This window comes from Burkholderia sp. MSMB1588, assembly GCF_001546925.1.
GTDB classification, from domain to species: Bacteria; Pseudomonadota; Gammaproteobacteria; order Burkholderiales; family Burkholderiaceae; genus Burkholderia; species Burkholderia humptydooensis.
The window spans coordinates 117,465-133,502 of the sequence record NZ_LNJS01000002.1; the positions used below are offsets into that span (position 1 = coordinate 117,465).

At 69.5% G+C, this 16,038-nt stretch carries 19 protein-coding genes; 4 read left to right on the forward strand and 15 right to left on the reverse strand.

All coding sequences use genetic code 11. From position 1 onward, the window contains the following. Positions 1–70: 70 nt before the first annotated feature. The 3 genes from WS92_RS28775 to WS92_RS28785 all read right to left on the reverse strand — a co-directional run bounded on the left by WS92_RS28775 (position 71) and on the right by WS92_RS28785 (position 2,666). The gene (locus tag WS92_RS28775) at positions 71–1,084 is read right to left on the reverse strand and encodes an ABC transporter substrate-binding protein (RefSeq protein WP_006024007.1); all 1,014 of its coding nucleotides are present in this window, start codon (positions 1,082–1,084) and stop codon (positions 71–73) included. Positions 1,085–1,243: 159 nt separating this feature from the next. Beyond that, the gene (locus WS92_RS28780) at positions 1,244–1,765 is read right to left on the reverse strand and encodes a DUF2938 domain-containing protein (RefSeq protein WP_015601251.1); all 522 of its coding nucleotides are present in this window, start codon (positions 1,763–1,765) and stop codon (positions 1,244–1,246) included. Continuing rightward, complete coding sequence (locus WS92_RS28785; protein WP_059933092.1) at positions 1,758–2,666, reverse strand: class I SAM-dependent methyltransferase; 909 nt, start codon at positions 2,664–2,666, stop codon at positions 1,758–1,760. Before WS92_RS28785 ends, WS92_RS28780 begins: the two co-directional genes overlap by 8 nt. A 75-nt stretch (positions 2,667–2,741) precedes the next feature. On the opposite strand from WS92_RS28785, the gene WS92_RS28790 reads away from it, so the two are divergent. Beyond that, positions 2,742–3,170, forward strand: coding sequence for a helix-turn-helix domain-containing protein (locus WS92_RS28790; protein WP_015602401.1), 429 nt, complete (start codon positions 2,742–2,744; stop codon positions 3,168–3,170). A gap of 138 nt (positions 3,171–3,308) precedes the next feature. Here WS92_RS28790 and fliR read toward each other — a convergent pair whose 3' ends face one another. From fliR to WS92_RS28835, 9 genes are all read right to left on the reverse strand, one after another. Further along, positions 3,309–4,091, reverse strand: coding sequence for a flagellar biosynthetic protein FliR (gene fliR / locus WS92_RS28795; RefSeq protein WP_059933094.1), 783 nt, complete (start codon positions 4,089–4,091; stop codon positions 3,309–3,311). A gap of 111 nt (positions 4,092–4,202) precedes the next feature. After that, on the reverse strand, positions 4,203–4,475 hold the full coding sequence (gene fliQ, locus WS92_RS28800) for a flagellar biosynthesis protein FliQ (protein WP_004199882.1): 273 nt from the start codon (positions 4,473–4,475) through the stop codon (positions 4,203–4,205). 24 nt (positions 4,476–4,499) lie between these two features. After that, a complete protein-coding gene (fliP, locus tag WS92_RS28805; RefSeq protein WP_009910845.1) occupies positions 4,500–5,261 on the reverse strand; it encodes a flagellar type III secretion system pore protein FliP in 762 nt (253 codons plus the stop codon). A 73-nt stretch (positions 5,262–5,334) separates the two neighbouring features. Further along, positions 5,335–5,910, reverse strand: coding sequence for a flagellar biosynthetic protein FliO (fliO, locus tag WS92_RS28810; protein WP_015600693.1), 576 nt, complete (start codon positions 5,908–5,910; stop codon positions 5,335–5,337). Beyond that, on the reverse strand, positions 5,907–6,413 hold the full coding sequence (gene fliN, locus WS92_RS28815; protein ID WP_015600959.1) for a flagellar motor switch protein FliN: 507 nt from the start codon (positions 6,411–6,413) through the stop codon (positions 5,907–5,909). Before fliN ends, fliO begins: the two co-directional genes overlap by 4 nt. Beyond that, positions 6,406–7,404: a flagellar motor switch protein FliM gene (gene fliM, locus WS92_RS28820; protein ID WP_006023998.1), complete on the reverse strand. Its 999-nt coding sequence runs from the start codon at positions 7,402–7,404 to the stop codon at positions 6,406–6,408. The genes fliN and fliM overlap by 8 nt, the downstream gene beginning before the upstream one ends. A gap of 22 nt (positions 7,405–7,426) precedes the next feature. Next, a complete protein-coding gene (gene fliL / locus WS92_RS28825; protein WP_006023997.1) occupies positions 7,427–7,924 on the reverse strand; it encodes a flagellar basal body-associated protein FliL in 498 nt (165 codons plus the stop codon). A 326-nt stretch (positions 7,925–8,250) separates the two neighbouring features. Then, the gene (locus WS92_RS28830; protein WP_006023996.1) at positions 8,251–8,973 is read right to left on the reverse strand and encodes an LrgB family protein; all 723 of its coding nucleotides are present in this window, start codon (positions 8,971–8,973) and stop codon (positions 8,251–8,253) included. Positions 8,974–9,031: 58 nt separating this feature from the next. Next, complete coding sequence (locus WS92_RS28835) at positions 9,032–9,499, reverse strand: CidA/LrgA family protein (protein ID WP_059933097.1); 468 nt, start codon at positions 9,497–9,499, stop codon at positions 9,032–9,034. Between the two features lie 139 nt (positions 9,500–9,638). Between WS92_RS28835 and WS92_RS28840 the strand changes: the two genes are divergently transcribed. Next, entirely contained in the window at positions 9,639–10,562 is a 924-nt protein-coding gene (locus tag WS92_RS28840) for a LysR family transcriptional regulator (protein WP_009910831.1), read from the forward strand. Positions 10,563–10,616: 54 nt separating this feature from the next. Here WS92_RS28840 and WS92_RS28845 read toward each other — a convergent pair whose 3' ends face one another. Both WS92_RS28845 and WS92_RS28850 read right to left on the reverse strand, forming a co-directional pair. Next, positions 10,617–12,179 carry a DHA2 family efflux MFS transporter permease subunit gene (locus WS92_RS28845; RefSeq protein WP_059933099.1) on the reverse strand — a complete coding sequence of 521 codons (1,563 nt, stop codon included), beginning with the start codon at positions 12,177–12,179 and terminating at the stop codon, positions 10,617–10,619. Positions 12,180–12,329: 150 nt separating this feature from the next. After that, complete coding sequence (locus WS92_RS28850) at positions 12,330–12,839, reverse strand: MarR family winged helix-turn-helix transcriptional regulator (RefSeq protein ID WP_059933101.1); 510 nt, start codon at positions 12,837–12,839, stop codon at positions 12,330–12,332. A gap of 208 nt (positions 12,840–13,047) precedes the next feature. Between WS92_RS28850 and WS92_RS28855 the strand changes: the two genes are divergently transcribed. Together WS92_RS28855 and WS92_RS28860 are read left to right on the forward strand one after the other, a co-directional pair. Then, the gene (locus WS92_RS28855; RefSeq protein ID WP_059933103.1) at positions 13,048–13,332 is read left to right on the forward strand and encodes a hypothetical protein; all 285 of its coding nucleotides are present in this window, start codon (positions 13,048–13,050) and stop codon (positions 13,330–13,332) included. A 211-nt stretch (positions 13,333–13,543) separates the two neighbouring features. Beyond that, on the forward strand, positions 13,544–15,172 hold the full coding sequence (locus WS92_RS28860; protein WP_059933104.1) for an efflux transporter outer membrane subunit: 1,629 nt from the start codon (positions 13,544–13,546) through the stop codon (positions 15,170–15,172). A gap of 63 nt (positions 15,173–15,235) precedes the next feature. Here the strand turns inward: WS92_RS28860 and WS92_RS28865 are convergent, their stop codons facing one another. Beyond that, positions 15,236–16,027, reverse strand: a complete 792-nt coding sequence (locus WS92_RS28865; RefSeq protein WP_006023989.1) for a type II secretion system protein N — start codon at positions 16,025–16,027, stop codon at positions 15,236–15,238. Positions 16,028–16,038 lie beyond the last annotated feature (11 nt).

Sequence of the window (16,038 nt, forward strand, 5' to 3'; positions counted from 1 at the left end):
GCGGCGCCGGCGGCCCTCGCGAGCCTGGTTCAAAACTGATCGCGCGTCGGGCGCGGCGCTCGTTTCACGCTCACTTCGCGCTCACGAACTCGTTCGTATAAGTCTTCGACAGATCGATGTGCTTGCCCTTCACCGAAGGGTTGAACGCGGACAGCACCTTGAGCACCGTCGCCGGGCCGTCGGCGGGCATCCTGCCGTCGGGCGTGTACATCGGCAGCGACGCCTTCAGCGCGCTCACGTAGAGCGCCTTGTCCTTCTGGTAATCGGCGGGCATCTTCGCGGCGATCTCTTCCGCGCTGTGCGTGTGGATGAACTGCATCGTGCGCGCGAACGCGTGCGCGAGCTTTGCCGCCTGCGCCTTGTGCGTGTCGGCCCACGCGGACTGCACATACAGGCTCGCCGCCGGATACGTGCCGCCGAGCGCGGCGCGCGTGCCGTCGAGCGTGCGCAGATCGACGAGCACCTTCGCGTCGCCGTTCTTCTCGAGCACCGACACGGTCGGCTCGGTCGTCATCCCCGCGTCGATGCGGCCTTGCTTGACGGCCGCGATGAAGCTCGCGTCGGCGCCGACGGGCAGCATCGTGTACTGGTTCGCGGCGATTCCGTGCTGCTGCGCGAGGTACTGCGTGAGGAAGCTCGTCGACGAGCCGAGGCCCGTCACGCCGAGCGTCTTGCCCTTCACGTCGGCCATCGACTTGATCGCGCCCGCGGCCTTCGTCGACACCATCTCGACCTCGCCCGGCACCTGGCCGAGCACGGCGATCGCCTTCACGTCCTTGCCCTTGCTCTGCAGGTCGATCGTATGATCATAGAAGCCGACGACGCCCTGCACCGCGCCCGCGAGCAGCTCGTTCTCGGCGTCGACGCCCGCCGGCTGCGACTGCAGATCCACGTCGAGCCCTTCCGCCTTGAAGTAGCCGAGCTCCTGCGTGAGACGCGCGGGCAGGTAGATGAGCTTCGTGATGCCGCCCACCATGATCGTGATCTTGCCGCCGTCGTCGGCGAAGGCGGGCTGCGAAGCGAAGCCGAAGGACAGGCCGGCCGCGACCGCGGCCAGGCTGAGCGCGCGAAGAGTGGTGCGCATCGGGAGTCTCCAATGTTGTCTGTATCGAGCGATGCTTGCTGCATCGTCGAAACGAGTATAGGGAGACGAAACCTTCCGCAACCTTTCGCGAGCGCGGCTTTCTTTTAGGGGTTTTCCAGCAACGCCGGCGGCGGCGGGGCGAAGCGCCCTTGAACGGCGCTAAGCCGCGCCCAGCATCGCCGGCACGCCGAGCCGGCTCGCCGTCCAGCCCGCGCCGTACAGGCCGAGGCCGAAGATCGCGTGCGCGACGACGCTGTGAAAGCGCGCGGCGGCCGGCCGCGGCGTGCGGCTCGCCGCGATGCCCGCGCCCATCGCCGGCTGCATCACGAAGAACGGCGCCGCGACGCTGCCGATGCCGACGGCGAGCGCGGGCCCGAGCGTAGGCGCCGCCGCCCAGCCGAGGCCCCAAAGCGCGAGCAACAGCGCCGCGAACGCGATGCCGATCAGATAGTGCGCGAGCCAGCCGATCGCGCGCTCGCCGGCCATGCGCGGCGAAGCGGCGATCGGCGCGTGGCGCACGCGAGCGCGCGCGAGATGGCCGAGCCAGCGGCCGACGAGCCCGTAGTCGAGCGACGGAACGCCGAAGCAGCGCTTGCGCACGAGCGCCCAGACGTCCATCGCGACGGTCGCACCCGTGCCGATCACGAGCGCGCAGACGGCAAATGCGAGCGCGTCAGACACCGACGGCCTCCTTGCGCGTCGACCACTTCGCCGGCGCCCGCGCTTTGACGAGCCAGCACGCGGCCATGAAGCGCACGTCGGCGCCGTACACGTATGGGTCGAACGCGGCGCGCACCGTGTCGACGACCCGCGCGCGCATGGCGTCGTCGAGGTCCGCGAACATCTGGCCGACCGGGCCGAACCGGCTGAAATGGCCGATCAGCTCGCGCTCGGGCAGTGTGCATTCGACGTCGATCGGCCGCACGTCGACGCCGCGCCAGCCGCTTTGCGCGAGGACGGCTTCGATCCGCCGCACCTCGCCGAAGAAGAACTGGCCGGGCGCGTCCGGCTGCCGCGCGGGCAGGCTCGGCAAGAGCGGCGCGGCCGCGCGCTCCGCCGTCGTCATGAACGGGTTCTCCGCCGCGCCGCGCCACGCAATGAACGCGAGCGGCGCGTCGGACGACGCGGCGCGCAGCAGGTTCGCGAACGCGTCGACGGCGTTCTCGAAGAACATCACGCCGAAGCGCGAAATGATCGTATCGAAGCTCGCCGGCGCGAACGCGTGCGTTTGCACGTCGGCGTGAACGAAGCACACCGGCACGCGTTCGCGCTCGGCGCGGCCGCGCGCGGCGGCGATCAGCGGCTGCGACACGTCGACGCCGACGCAGCGGCCCTGCTCGCCGAGCATGCGCGCGACGGCGAGCGTCGTCGCGCCCGCGCCGCAGCCGACGTCGAGCACGTGCCGCCCGCCGCCCGCGCGGGCCGCCTCCACGAGCAGTTCCGCGAACGGCTCGAACATCCGGTCGAGCACCTGCTGCGCGTCGGCCCACGCGCGCCCCGCGCGGCCGTTCCAGTGCGCCGCCTGTCCACTGTATCCGCTGTATCCGCTGTCTCCGTTATCGCTCCGATCCGTGACGTTCATCGTCGTGCTCCAGTGCTTGCCTTCGAGAGGCCGGAGCTACACTATGCCAATTCAAGTCCACTTGAGGTCAAGCGCGTGGGAAACCTGGATATCGCCGAGGTCGCGCAGCGCTCCGGCGTGCCCGCGTCGGCGCTGCGGTACTACGAGGAAAAGGGGCTGATTGCATCGACGGGCAGGCGCGGGCTGCGCCGCACGTTCGATGCGCGTGTGCTCGAGCGGCTCGCGTTGATCGCGCTCGGGCGCGCGGCGGGCTTTTCGCTCGACGAGATCGCATCGATGTTCGACGCGCAAGGGCGGCCGAGCATCGACCGGGCGATGCTCGCCGCGAAGGCGGACGAGCTGGACGGGACGATCCGCAAGCTGATCTCGATGCGCGACGGCTTGCGGCACGCGGCCGCGTGCACCGCGCCGAGCCACATGGAATGTCCGAAGTTCCGGCGGATTTTGCGGGCCGCGTCGGACGCGCGCCGGGCGAAGAAGGCGCCGCAGCCGCCGCGCGGCTAGGGCGCGGCGGGCGCGGCGGTTGGGGCGGGCGCGCATCGTCGCGCGATCGGCCGATGCCGGAGCCGGCACGCGAGCGACGCCGCCATCGCCGGCATGCCGGCAACCGGCGCGCCGGCAGCGCCTGCGCGCCGCTCAATCTCAATGCATGCCAGCCGCGACACGTCCGACGAAATCGACGCCGGTATCGAACAGCCGCCCGACGAACGGAACCAGGTTCGGCGCCATCAGTTGAACGAGCAGCAGGCCGACGAGCATCGTCACCGGAAAGCCGACCTGGAAGACCCCGATCTGCGGCGCCGCGCGATTGAGGATGCCGAGCGCGAGGTTCGCGATCAACAGCGCCGCGACGACGGGCAGCGCAAGCAACAGCCCCATCTCGAAAATCGCCGCGCCGAACGCGACGAGCGTCTGCCAGCCGGCCGCGCGCAGCAGATCGGCCGAGATCGGCACGAGCCTGAACGAATCGACGAGCGCGGCGAACACCTGCAGATGCCCGTCGAACGCGAGAAACGCGAGGATCGCGACCGCGTTCAGGAAGCGCCCCATCACGGGCGTCGCGCCGCTTGCGTGCGGATCGAAGAAGGTCGCGAAGCCGAGCCCCATCGACAGGCCGATGATGTCGCCCGCCGCCTCGATCGCCGCGAACACGATCTGCATCGTGAAGCCGAGCGCCGCGCCGATCAGGAACTGGTTGACGATGATCCACACACCCTGCGCGGAGAACACGGTGACGACGGGCATCGGCGGCAGCGTCGGCGCGACGACGAGCGCCATGAAGCCCGCGAGCCCGATCTTCACGCGCACGGGCGTCGCGCGGTGGCCCGTCACCGGCGCGATCGCGACGAGCGCGAGCATCCGCACGAACGGCCACAGGAAGGCGGTGAGCCATCCGTTCAGTTGCGCGTAAGTGACGGAGAACATCGGTCGGTGTCGAAGGCTAGGACGGAGCGGAACAAGCCGATGAACTGGAAGAACCGGAAGAACCGGACGAGCCAGACGAATCGGGCGGGCGCGCCGCGCGAAGCAACGGCGTCAGCCCGCGCCGAGCGTCGCGACGCGCAGCAGGGTCTCGCGCAGGTAGTCGATCATCGTCGACAGCATCCACGGCCCGGCGATCACCATCGTCGCCGCGACCGCGAGCAGCTTCGGGATGAACGACAGCGTCGCCTCGTTGATCTGCGTCGCCGCCTGGAACAGGCTGACGACGAGGCCGACCGCGAGCGCGACGAGCAGCAGCGGCGCGGCGAGCAGCAGGCCGATGTACATCGCCTGATGCGCAAGCGTCATCACGTTTTCGGGGGTCATCTCGACTCTCCTCGATCTACCGGTCTAGGTGAAGCTCTGCGCGAGCGAGCCGATCAACAATTGCCAGCCGTCGACGAGCACGAACAGCATCAGCTTGAAAGGCAGCGACACGGTGGCGGGCGAGACCATCATCATCCCCATCGACATCAGCACGCTCGCGACGACCATGTCGATGATGAGGAACGGGATGAAGATCGTGAAGCCGATCTGGAAGCCCGTCTTCAGCTCGCTCGTGACGAACGCGGGCACGAGGAGCGACAGCGGCACGTCCTCCGGCCCCTGCATCGGCGCGGCCTTCGAGATCTTCGCGAACAGCGCGAGATCGGTCTCGCGCGTCTGCTTCAGCATGAACGTCTTGAAGGGCGCGGCGCCGCGCTGCACCGCCTGGTCCATCTGCAGCGTGCCTTCGGAAAACGGCTTGTACGCGTCGGCGTAGGCGCGGTCGAGCACGGGCGACATCACGAACAGCGTGAGGAAGAGCGCGAGGCCGACGAGCACCTGGTTCGGCGGCGTCGACGCGGTGCCGAGCGCCTGCCGCAGCAGCGACAGCACGATGATGATCCGCGTGAAGCTCGTCATCATCAGCAGCATCGCCGGCAGGAACGACAGCATCGTGAGCAGCAGCATCGTCTGCACGCTCAGCGAGTAGGTCGTGCCGCCGTTCGGGCCCGGCGCCGAGTTGAACGCCGGCAGGCCGGCCGCCTGCGCGCACGCGAGCGCGGGCGCCAAGCCGATCAGGATGGCGGGCAGCCAGCGTAGCGCGCCGCGCGGGAAAGCGGTTTTCATCGAACGACTGCCGGAGTGGGCGTGCGCGCGTGCGGCGGCATCCGCGCGCGGCGCGACGAAACGAAGGCGCATGTCAGCGATCCTTGCCGCCGTCGCGCTTGAAGCGCTTCGCGGCCTCGCCGAGCATCGCGTCGCGAAAGCGCGCCCCGAAGGAAGCGCCCTCGGGGAACGGGCCGGGCGCACGGGGCAGACCTGCGCCCGCGGACGCGCCGCCCGCCGCGCCGATCACGCCCGCCGAGCCGGCGGGCAGCGTGTGCAGCAGGCGCACGTTGCCGGGCGCGACGCCGAGCACGAGCCAGGTATCGCCGATCTCGACGACGGTCGCGCTCTCCTTGCCGCCGACCGCGACGCTCGCGACGATCTTCAGTGCGCCGCCGCGGCGCTGCGGCTGAAAGCCGAAGCGCCGCGCGAGCCACGCGCAGCCGAACACGAGGCCGATCACGACCGCGAGCCCGACGAGCGTCTGCAAAACCGCGCCGACGCCGAGCGACGGCGCGGCCGAGCCGACGACGACGCCCGACGCGAGCGACGCCGCGTGATTCACCGCGTTCATGTCGGCGGCCGAAGCGGGCAGCGCCGCCGCGCCGGCCGCGAGCGCGGCAAGCGAGGCGCGCGTCAACGCCGCGAGCGGCGCGCTGCGCGGTTTCATCGGTTCAGCTTCCGGATGCGTTCGGACGGCGTGATGATGTCGGTGAGCCGGATGCCGAACTTGTCGTTGACCACCACCACTTCGCCCTGCGCGATCAGGCAGCCGTTCACGAGCACGTCCATCGGCTCGCCGGCGAGCCCGTCGAGCTCGACGACCGAGCCCTGCGCGAGCTGCAGCAGGTTGCGGATCGCGATCTTCGTGCGGCCGAGCTCGACCGTCATCTTGACCGGGATGTCGAGGATCAGGTCGATGTCGTTGTGCGTCGAGCTCGCCACGGCCTTCGACAGCGGCCGGAACACGCCGGCGCCCGTCGCGCCCGTCTCGATCGGCTGCTGGTTCTGCTCGGCGAGCGCGGCCGCCCAGTCGTCCATCGCAGCGTCTTCCTGCGGCGCGGCGGGCGCGGCGGGCGCCGCGCCGTCGGCCGCGGCGGCGCTCGTCGCGGTGTCCGCAAACGCCTGTTCGTCGATGCCGTCGGCCTCGGGGGTCGAGTTCAACTCAGTCATATCCACCTTCCTTCATCGTATCGCTTGCGCTGATCATCTTCTGCACGCGCAACGCGTACTGGCCATTGAAAATGCCGTATCCGCACTCCATCACCGGCACGCCGTCGACCTTCGCGCTGATCGATTCCGCGATGTCGAGCGGCAGCACGTCGCCCGCGCGCAGGTTGAGAATCTTCTCGAACGTCGTCGGGACCTCGGCGAGATCCGCGACGAGCTCCACTTCCGCCGATTGCACCTGCTGCGACAGCACGCGCACCCAGCGGCGGTCCACCTCGAGCGCCTCGCCCTGGATCGGCGAACTCAGCACGTCGCGGATCGGCTCGATCATCGAGTAGGGCATGCAGATGTGCAGCGTGCCGCCCGTCGGCCCGAACTCGATCGAGAACTGCGTGACGATCACGATCTCGTTCGGCGTCGCGACGTTCGCGAACTGCGTGTGCATCTCCGAGCGCACGAATTCGAACGCGAGCGGCCGCACGCTCTTCCACGCGCTCGCGTAATGCTCGAACACGAGATTGAGCAGCTTGCCGATGATCCGCTGCTCGGTCGCCGTGAAATCGCGGCCCTCGACGCGCGTGTGGAAACGCCCGTCGCCGCCGAACAGGTTGTCGACGACGAAGAACACGAGGTTCGGATCGAACACGAACAGCGACGTGCCGCGCAGCGGCTTCACGTGCACGAGGTTCAGATTGGTCGGGATCGGCAGGTTGCGGGTGAACTCGCTGTACTTCTGCACCTTCACCTGGCTCACGGAGATCTCCGCCGTGCGCCGCATGAAGTTGAAGATGCCGATCCGCAACAGGCGCGCGAAGCGATCGTTGATGATCTCGAGGCCAGGCATCCGGCCGCGGACGATCCGCTCCTGCGTCGCGATGTTGTAGGGGCGAATGCCGGACGCCTCGGCCGGTTCGTCGGCCGAGTCGTCTTCGCCCGTGACGCCCTTGAGGAGTGCATCCACCTCCTCCTGGGACATGAATTCTTCGTGGCCCATGCGCGCTCCTTTGCCGGCGGCGTTATTGGACGACGAACTCGGTGAACAGCACGTCGTCGACGCGCGCGCTCAGGTTGCCCGGCTGGGTCGGCTGCTCGATCAGCGTCTTCAGCTCGTCGGCGAGCGCGTGCTTGCCTTCGAGCGTCGCGAGCTGCTCGGGATGCTTGTTCGACAGCGCGAGCAGGATCCGGCTGCGCAGCTCCGGCATGTGCTGGGTCAGGTACTCCTGCGCCTTCGGATCGGTCAGCTTCAGCGAGAGGCCGACGCGCAGGTAGTGCTGAGCGCCGTCGTCCGACTGGAGATTCACGGTGAGCGGCTCGAGCGCGAAGAACACGGGCACCGCGAGCGGCGGGGGCGCGCTCGGCGCCGCGCCGCGCGCGCCTTCCTTCGACAGCACGAAATACGTGCCGCCCGCGGCGGCGGCGGCGGCGACGATCCCGATCAGCAGGAAAAGGACGACGCGCTTGAGCTTGCCGGACGAGGCCGGTTTGTCGACGGTCGGGTTTGCGGTGGTAGCCATGGCGTGCCTGCGGGAAGACTCTAGGTAGCCTGCATTGTTCGGCATCCGGGCCGCGCACGATGGGCGGAATAGAGGGGGGATTTGCGGCTATCTCAGCCGTTTGTCCGTCGGGCGGGCGAGGGCGGCGGGGGCGATCGGGCGCGGCGGACACGGCCGGGCGCAAGCGATGCGGCGGGCGAGAGCGGCGGGCGGGCCTGGCTGTGCGGGCGAAAAGGCGGGGCGAAAAGGCGGGGCGAACGGGAGGGAAGAACGGGGGAAGAACAGAACGATGCGGACGGGAAATTCGGGCTGACCGGACGCGAACCGCCGGGCGCCGGCCCGGCGAATCAGATCGGCAGCAACGTCAGCAACGGCGCGATCAGCACCATCGCGACGCCCGCGATCATCATCGTGAGGCTCGACACGACGCCTTCCTCGCTGCCGATCTCGCGCGCCTTCGCGGTGCCCACCGCATGCGCGGCCGCGCCGAACAGCGCGCCGCGCGCGAGCCGCGAGCGCAGCGGCACGAGCGCGAGCACGAATTCGCCGACGAGCATCCCGCAAATCCCGGTCGCGATCACGAAAAGCGCGGTGAGGTCTCGCGGCGCGTGGATCCGGTCGGACACGGCGAGCGCGAACGGCGTCGACACCGAGCGCGTGACGAGGCTGCGCTGCAGCTCGGGCGACAGGTGCAGCAGCTTCGACAGCAGCAGCGACCCGCAGATCGCGACCGCGATCCCGACGACGACGCCCACCGCGAGCGAGAACCAGTGGCGCTTCATCAGCTCGCGGTATTCGTAGATCGGCACGGCAAACGCGATCGTCGCCGGGCCGAGCAGCCACATCAGCCAGCGCGTGTCGCGGAAGTAGACCGCGTACGGAATGCCCGTCAGCGCGACGAACGAGACGAGCACGGCCGGCACGAGCACGAGCGGCGAGAAGAACAGCGTCTTGCGGTACGCGTAGAGCCGCTTCGACGCGAAATAGAGTGCGATCGTCAGCGCGAAGCAGCCGGCGGAAATCGCGGCGCTCGAAGGCGCGGCAAGCAACGAGAGATCGGGCGTCGTCATGATGCAGTCCTTAGAACCGGTGCCATAAACGAATGGCAGTGAAACTGGGGCACCGGCCTCAGGCCCGCGCGCGGCGGCGGCCGGCGCGCACGCGCGTCACCGCGAGGCGCCGTTCGAAGCCCGCCGCGACGTCGACCGCGATCGCAACCGACAGCATCACGAACGTGGTCCCCGCGACGACGACGAGCGCGAGCCGCCAGCCGTCCGCCTTGAAGAGCCCGCCGTACTGGACCGCCGCGACGGTCGCCGGGATGAAGAAGAGCAGCATGTCGGACAGCAGCCAGTTCGCACCGTCCTTCACCCAGCCGGGCGCGACGCGGCCGGACAGCAGCAGCGCGAGCAGAACCGCGAGGCCGACCACGCCGGACGGCACCGGCACGCCGAGCGCGCGCACCGCCCAGTCGATCGCCGCCCACAGCGCGCCGAGCGCCGCCGTCTGCAGCGCGATGCGCGCCGCGCGGCCGGTGCGCGCGGGCGCCGCCGCCGGGCGGGCCGCCGCTGCTGCCGTAGCCGAGATCCTGCTCATCGAACGCTCCCGAAATGCCTTGCTTTACAGAATGGAGGCAGTATAGGATTCACGCGTTCATAAATAAAATGACTTGGTTCTATAAAAACCATTCCGTTTGGGAATCTTCACCGATTCGCTCACTGAACAGGAGTCGCCGATGGAGCTGCGCGCGTTGCGTTATTTCGTCGAGGTCGTCAGGCAGCAGAGCTTCACCGTGGCGGCCGAGCAGATGCACGTCACGCAGCCGACGATCAGCAAGATGGTGAAGGCGCTCGAGGACGAAATCGGCTCGCCGCTGCTGCTGCGCGACGGCCGCCAGATGGTGCTGACGGACGCCGGCCGGATCGTCTATCAGCGCGGCCAGGACGTGCTCGCCGCGCAGGCGCAGCTTCAGGCCGAGCTGAACGATCTCGGCACGCTCGGGCGCGGCGAGCTGACGATCGGAATCCCGCCGCTCGGCAGTTCGCTGTTCACGCCGGCGATCGCCGCGTTCAAGCAGCGCTATCCGGGAATCGAGCTGAAGCTGTTCGAGGAGGGCGCGCGCATGATCGAAGAGGCGCTCGTCGCGGGCGAGCTGGAGCTGGGCGGCGTGCTCGAGCCCGTCGATCCGGCCGTGTTCGACGTGCTGCCGATGGTGCGCGCGCCGCTGCATCTCGTCGCGCCGCACGGCTCGCGCTGGGACGCCGACGAATCCGTGCCGCTCGCCGACCTCGCCGACGAGCCGTTCGTGTTCTATGCGGAAAGCCTCGCGCTGCACGACGCGGTGCTCGACGCGTGCCGCAAGGTCGGCTTCACGCCGCAGATCGTGAGCCGCAGCGGCCACTGGGATTTCATGGCGGCGCTCGTGCACGCGGGCGTCGGCATCGCGTTGCTGCCCGAGCCGTATTGCCGGCGGCTCGACGCCGCGCAGTTCACGTGCCGGCCGATCGTCGAGCCGGAGATCGCATGGGCGGTCGCGATCGGCTGGCTCAAGAAGGGATATCTGTCGCACGCGGCGCGCGCGTGGCTCGACGTCGCGCGCGAGAAGGGCCCCGTCGATCCCGGCGACGATCTCGCGTTCGGCAGCCTGCGCGCGCGCTGAGCGCGGCGCGGCGCATGACTCGCATGACGCACGGCGCGCGCCGCCGCCCGCCGCTCAGTGCCCCATCGCGGGCCCGGCCCCCTTCCTGGGCTTCGTCACCCACACGAGCGCCGCAAGCGCGACGAATCCGACCGCCGAAATGTAGAAGAAGTCGTTGGTCGCCATCATGAAGCCCTGCTGCGTGACGATCTGGTTGATCTGGGCGGTCGACACGTCGCCCATGATGCCGAGCCGCGCGAGCGCGCCTTGATAGTCGAGCGTGCTCTGCGCGTAGACGTTCACCGATTCGGCGAGCCGCGCGTGGTGATAGATCGCGTCGTTTTCCCAGAACGTCGAGCTGACCGCGGTGCCGATCGCGCCCGACAGCGTGCGCAGGAAGTTCGACAGCCCCGATGCGCTCGCGAGCCGCTCGTCGGGAATGCTGGAGAGCGTGATCGTCGTCATCGGCACGAAAAAGCATGCGACGCCGATCCCCTGCACGAGCCGAGGCAGGATCACGTGGTTGAACGGCACGTCGAGCGTGAACGTCGAGTTCCAGATCGACACGCCGGCGAACACGACGAATGCGAAGCTCGCGACCATCCGCAGATCGAGCCGGTGCATGTTGCGGCCGATCAGCGGCGACAGCACGAGCGCGAGGAAGCCGACGGGCGCGGTCGCGAGGCCGGCCAGGCCCGCCGTGTAGCCCATCACGGTCTGCAGCCACAGCGGGAAGATCACGACCGAGCCGAAGAACGCCATGAAGCCGAACGAGATGATCATCGCGCCGAGCGCGAAGTTGCGATCCTTGAAGAGCGACAGATCGACGACCGGCTCCTTCTCGGTGGCCTCCCAGGCGAGCATGAACGCGAGCGACACGACGGCGATCAGCGCGAGCGACGCGATGAACGTCGAATTGAACCAGTCGCGGTCCTTGCCGAGGTCGAGCATCATCTGCAGGCACGACACGCCGATCACGAGCAGCGCGAGCCCGATCGTGTCGATCCGCTGCTTCGTCGTCTTCGTCTCGCGGCCGCGCAGCAGGAAGAACGCGCACGCGGCGGAAAACATGCCGATCGGCAGGTTGATGTAGAAGATCCACGGCCACGTGTAGTTGTCGGTGATCCAGCCGCCCATCACGGGGCCGAAGATCGGCGCGACGATCACCGTCATCGCCCATAGGCCGAGCGCGAGCCCGCGCTTCGCGGGCGGATAGCTGCGCATCAGGATCGTTTGCGACAGCGGCACCATCGGGCCGGACACGAGCCCCTGCAACAGCCGGAACGCGATCAGCGATTCGAAGTTCTCCGCGAGGCCGCAAAGCGCGGACGCGATCGTGAACGCGAGCACCGACAGCGTGAAGAGCCGCACCTCGCCGACCCGTCGCGCGAGCCAGCCGGTCAGCGGCACCGCGATCGCGGAGGCGACCGAATACGACGAGATCACCCAGGTGCCTTCGCTCGTCGCGACGCCGAGGCTGCCGGAGATCGTCGGCACCGCGACGTTCGCGATCGACGTGTCGAGCACCTCCATGAACGTGCCGAGCGCGAGCCCGACCGTCAGCAGCGCGAGCGTGCCGCCCGACAACGGCGCGGGCTCGGCGGGAAGGGAAGCGGAAGCGGGGGCCGTCGCAGCCATGCGTCAATTCTCCTGAGGGGCGACTGTTGCCCCGACATGCTTTCGTGCATCGATATCGGCCGGCAGTAAGTGTCTTGTCAGCTTCTGCCCAGACAGATAAATGTGCGGCAAACGGGCCGCGATCCGAAGGTCGTTCATGGCCTTTCCCGGTCAGCGATCGCCCGGCGGCGGCGCGGCGATCGACGCGGCGCACGCGGAATCGGCCACGCCCGGCGCGTTCGCGATGAAGCGCCGCAGCAGGTCCGTCAGGAGCGCGAGCTCGTCGGCCGAGAAGCCCTCGAGCTGCGCGTTCAGCTCGGTCGCGATCAGCGCGGGCAGCGCCTGCGCGGCCCGCGCGCCGCGCTCGGTCAGCGCGAGCTCGATCACGCGGCGGTCCGATTCGCTGCGCGCGCGCGCGATGAAGCCCTTCTTCTCGAGCCGGTCGAGCATGCGCGTCATCGAGCCGCTGTCGTACGACAGCTTGCGCGACAGCTCGAACGGCGTGCGCGCATAGCCACGCGCGAGCAACAGGATCACGCTGATCTGCTGCGCGGTCAGCTCGAGCGGGCCGAGCGCGCGATCGAGCCGCTCGACGAGCGCCTGCCGCGCCTTCGTCAGGTAATAGCCGAGGCTCGATTCGAGCTCCATGTGCTCCGGGTCGTAAAGGCCGCTCATCGTCAAGCTGTCCGGTCGATTGCACGAACCGCAACAGTGCTTTCCAGGAAAAACGCCGCCAGTATCTTGAATATTTATTGCATAGTCAATATTATTTCGGTCAATGAGTTATGCGCTTAACGCACCGCCAGAGACAATGTTCTGACTCGCTCGTTCTGACCTGCTTAGCACGCGCCGCCGCTTTTCGTTCGGCATGCGTCCCGAGGATTTCCCCATGCCGTTCCTGAAACATGCCGCCGGAGCGCTGCGCCGCAACCTGTCCGACACCGCCCGTCATACGCTGTCCGGTCCGAATCGCGGCTGGAAGATCGCGCTGTACGCGGCGCTGCTGATCGTGCCGGGCGGCTCGCTCGCGGCGCTCGGGTTCGCCTGGTTCGATCAGCGGCGGCACCGCGGCGCGCGCAACGGCGGCGGCCGGGCCACGTCGGTTCAGGAACCGTCGACGCCGCAGCCATGCCTCGCCGCTGCGCATGGCGAGCCCGCCCGCTGCTGCTCGTGAAAGGCCGTCCGCGCACGGCTGCCGACGCGCGCGTAACGCGCGGTAAACCGATCCGCCGCGCCGGTAACACATCCGGCCCCATCCGCGCCTTAACCTAGCGTCTGCGCATTCCCGCACCCGTCAGTTACCATTTCGGCCACGCCGTCGGCGTTTCGGCCGCATCGCCCGCTCGCCCGGTTCACCGGCGGCCGCCTCGACAGGAATCCAGAACATGCCGCATGTCCCACATCCGCGCGCGCGCCGCGCGCTGAGCGCCGCCGTCGCCGCAGCGGCCGCCGTGCTGCTCGCCGGCTGCGCGGTCGGGCCCGACTATCACCGCCCCGACGCGGCGATTCCCGCCGCGTACAAGGAAGCCCCGCCCGGCTGGAAGGTCGCGCAGCCGGCCGACCGCGCGGACCGCGGACCGTGGTGGTCGGTCTACGACGATCCGCAACTGAACGGGCTGATCGACAAGCTCAACGCGTCGAACCAGACCGTCGCGCAATATGCGGCCGCGTACCGGCAGGCGCGCGCGCTCGTCGCCGAGGCGCGCGCGTCGTACTTCCCGACGCTCGGGCTGACCGCGAGCGAATCGCGCGCGTCGAGCGCGCTGTCGTCGGGCACCGCGTCGCGCGGCACGACGCGCACGATCGGCAACACCTACAGCGTCGGGCTCGACGCGTCGTGGGAGCCGGACCTGTGGGGCAAGGTGAGCCGCACGGTCGGCGCGCAGAAGGCGGGCGAAGCGGCCGCCGCCGCCGATCTCGCGAACGCGCGGCTGTCCGCGCAGGCGACGCTCGCGCAGACCTATTTCCAGTTGCGCGCCGCGGACGCGACGCAAAAGCTCCTCGACGACACCGTCGCGTCGTACCAGAAATCGCTGCAGCTCACGCAGAACCAGTATGCGCAGGGCGTCGCCGCGCGCTCGGACGTGATCCAGGCGCAGACGCAACTGCAATCGGCGCAGGCCGCCGCGATCGACAACGGCATCGTGCGCGCGCAGTACGAGCACGCGATCGCGACGCTCGTCGGCGAGCCGGCATCGACGTTCGCGCTGCCGCCGATGCCGCTCACGGCCGAGCCGCCCGCGATGCCGATCGACGTGCCGTCGGCGATTCTCGAGCGGCGGCCCGACGTCGCCGCCGCCGAGCGGCGCGCGGCCGCCGCGAACGAGCAGATCGGCGTCGCGATCGCCGCGTTTTTCCCGACGCTCACGCTGTCCGCCTCGGGCGGCTTCCAGAGCTCGGTGTGGTCGCAGCTCTTCACGCTGCCCGCGCGCTTCTGGTCGGTCGGCCCGCAGCTCGCCGCGACGCTGTTCGACGCGGGCCTGCGCGCCGCGCAGACGGAAGCCGCGCGCGCGACCTACGATCAGGACGTGGCCGCGTACCGGGCCGCGGTGCTGTCCGCGTTCCAGGACGTCGAGGACAACCTCGCGTCGCAGCGCATCCTCGAACAGGAAATCGTCGTGCAGCGGCAGGCGGTCGAGTCCGCGCAGCATGCGCTCGACATCACGCTCAATCAGTACAAGGCGGGCACCGTCGGCTATCTGAACGTGCTGACCGCGCAGACGACCGCGTTCAGCGCGCGGCAGAAACTCACGACGATCATCGGGCAGCGGATGGTGTCGTCGGTCGGGCTCGTGAAGGCGCTGGGCGGCGGATGGGACGTGTCGCAGATCGCGCGCGAGACAGGCGGCGTGCAGGCGCCCGCCGCGCTGCCGGCATCCGCGCCGGCTGGGGCGGTGGCACCGGCAGCCGTGCCGGCGGCGGCCGTTCGTCCGGCGGACCGGTCGGCGGCCGTGGTCGCGACGGCCGCGACCGATGCGCCGGCTGTTCGAACGAGCGCCACGCCCGCGCAGTGACGAAACCGGCCGGCGGCCCGCCGGTCGGCGCATCGGCGCATCGGCAACTTGCCGCCTTCGGCGTCAGCGCGCCGCGTCGCCGTAGATCAACGACACCGCGCCGCCGCCGATCGGATGGCCGAGCAGGTTCAGCAGGCCCGCGAGGTTGTCGCGCTGCTCGGGCGCGGCGCTCGCGGTGCCGCGAAACGACGCGCCCGTCGCGCCGAAATTTCCTTGCCCCGACATCATCAGCGGCCCTTTCGACGTCGACAGGTCGAGCGTCGAATTCGCGCCGCGCGCCTCGAGCACCGCGCGGTACGACCCGAGCGGCTTCACGCGCGACACGCGCGAGCTCATGTCGGTGATCGTCACGGTGAGCTGGCCGAACGCGTCCTTGCCGAAGAGCCGCCAATCGGTCCAGTCGAGCCGCACGTCACCCTGCAGGTCGAGCGTGTTGAACGGCGTGCCGAGCCCCGCGAGCAGCGACGCCGGCACCGCCATCGCCCCCGCCGACAGCACCGCACCGCGCAGCGTCGCATCGAGCGTGACCCCGTCGGGCATCGCGTCGGTCTGGCGCAGCCGCATCCGCACGCGCCCGGTGAAGAGCGGCCAGAACTGCGTGCGCCATTCGACGCGTCCGGGCAACAGCGTCGACGCGCTGCGGTCCGCGCCGGGCGCGAGCAGGAGCGTCGCCGAGCCGCGCCAGAGCGAGCCTTCCGGGTCGACGAGATTGACGTGGCCGCCCGTCGCGCGCGCGAACTGCGGCGTCACCCACGACGCAGGCAGCAGCGCGACGAGCGTGACGAGCATCGCCGCGCCGCCGACGACGACCCACGGCGCGACGCGCCGGATGCGCATCGGCCAGGTCATCGGCATCCGGGCACTCC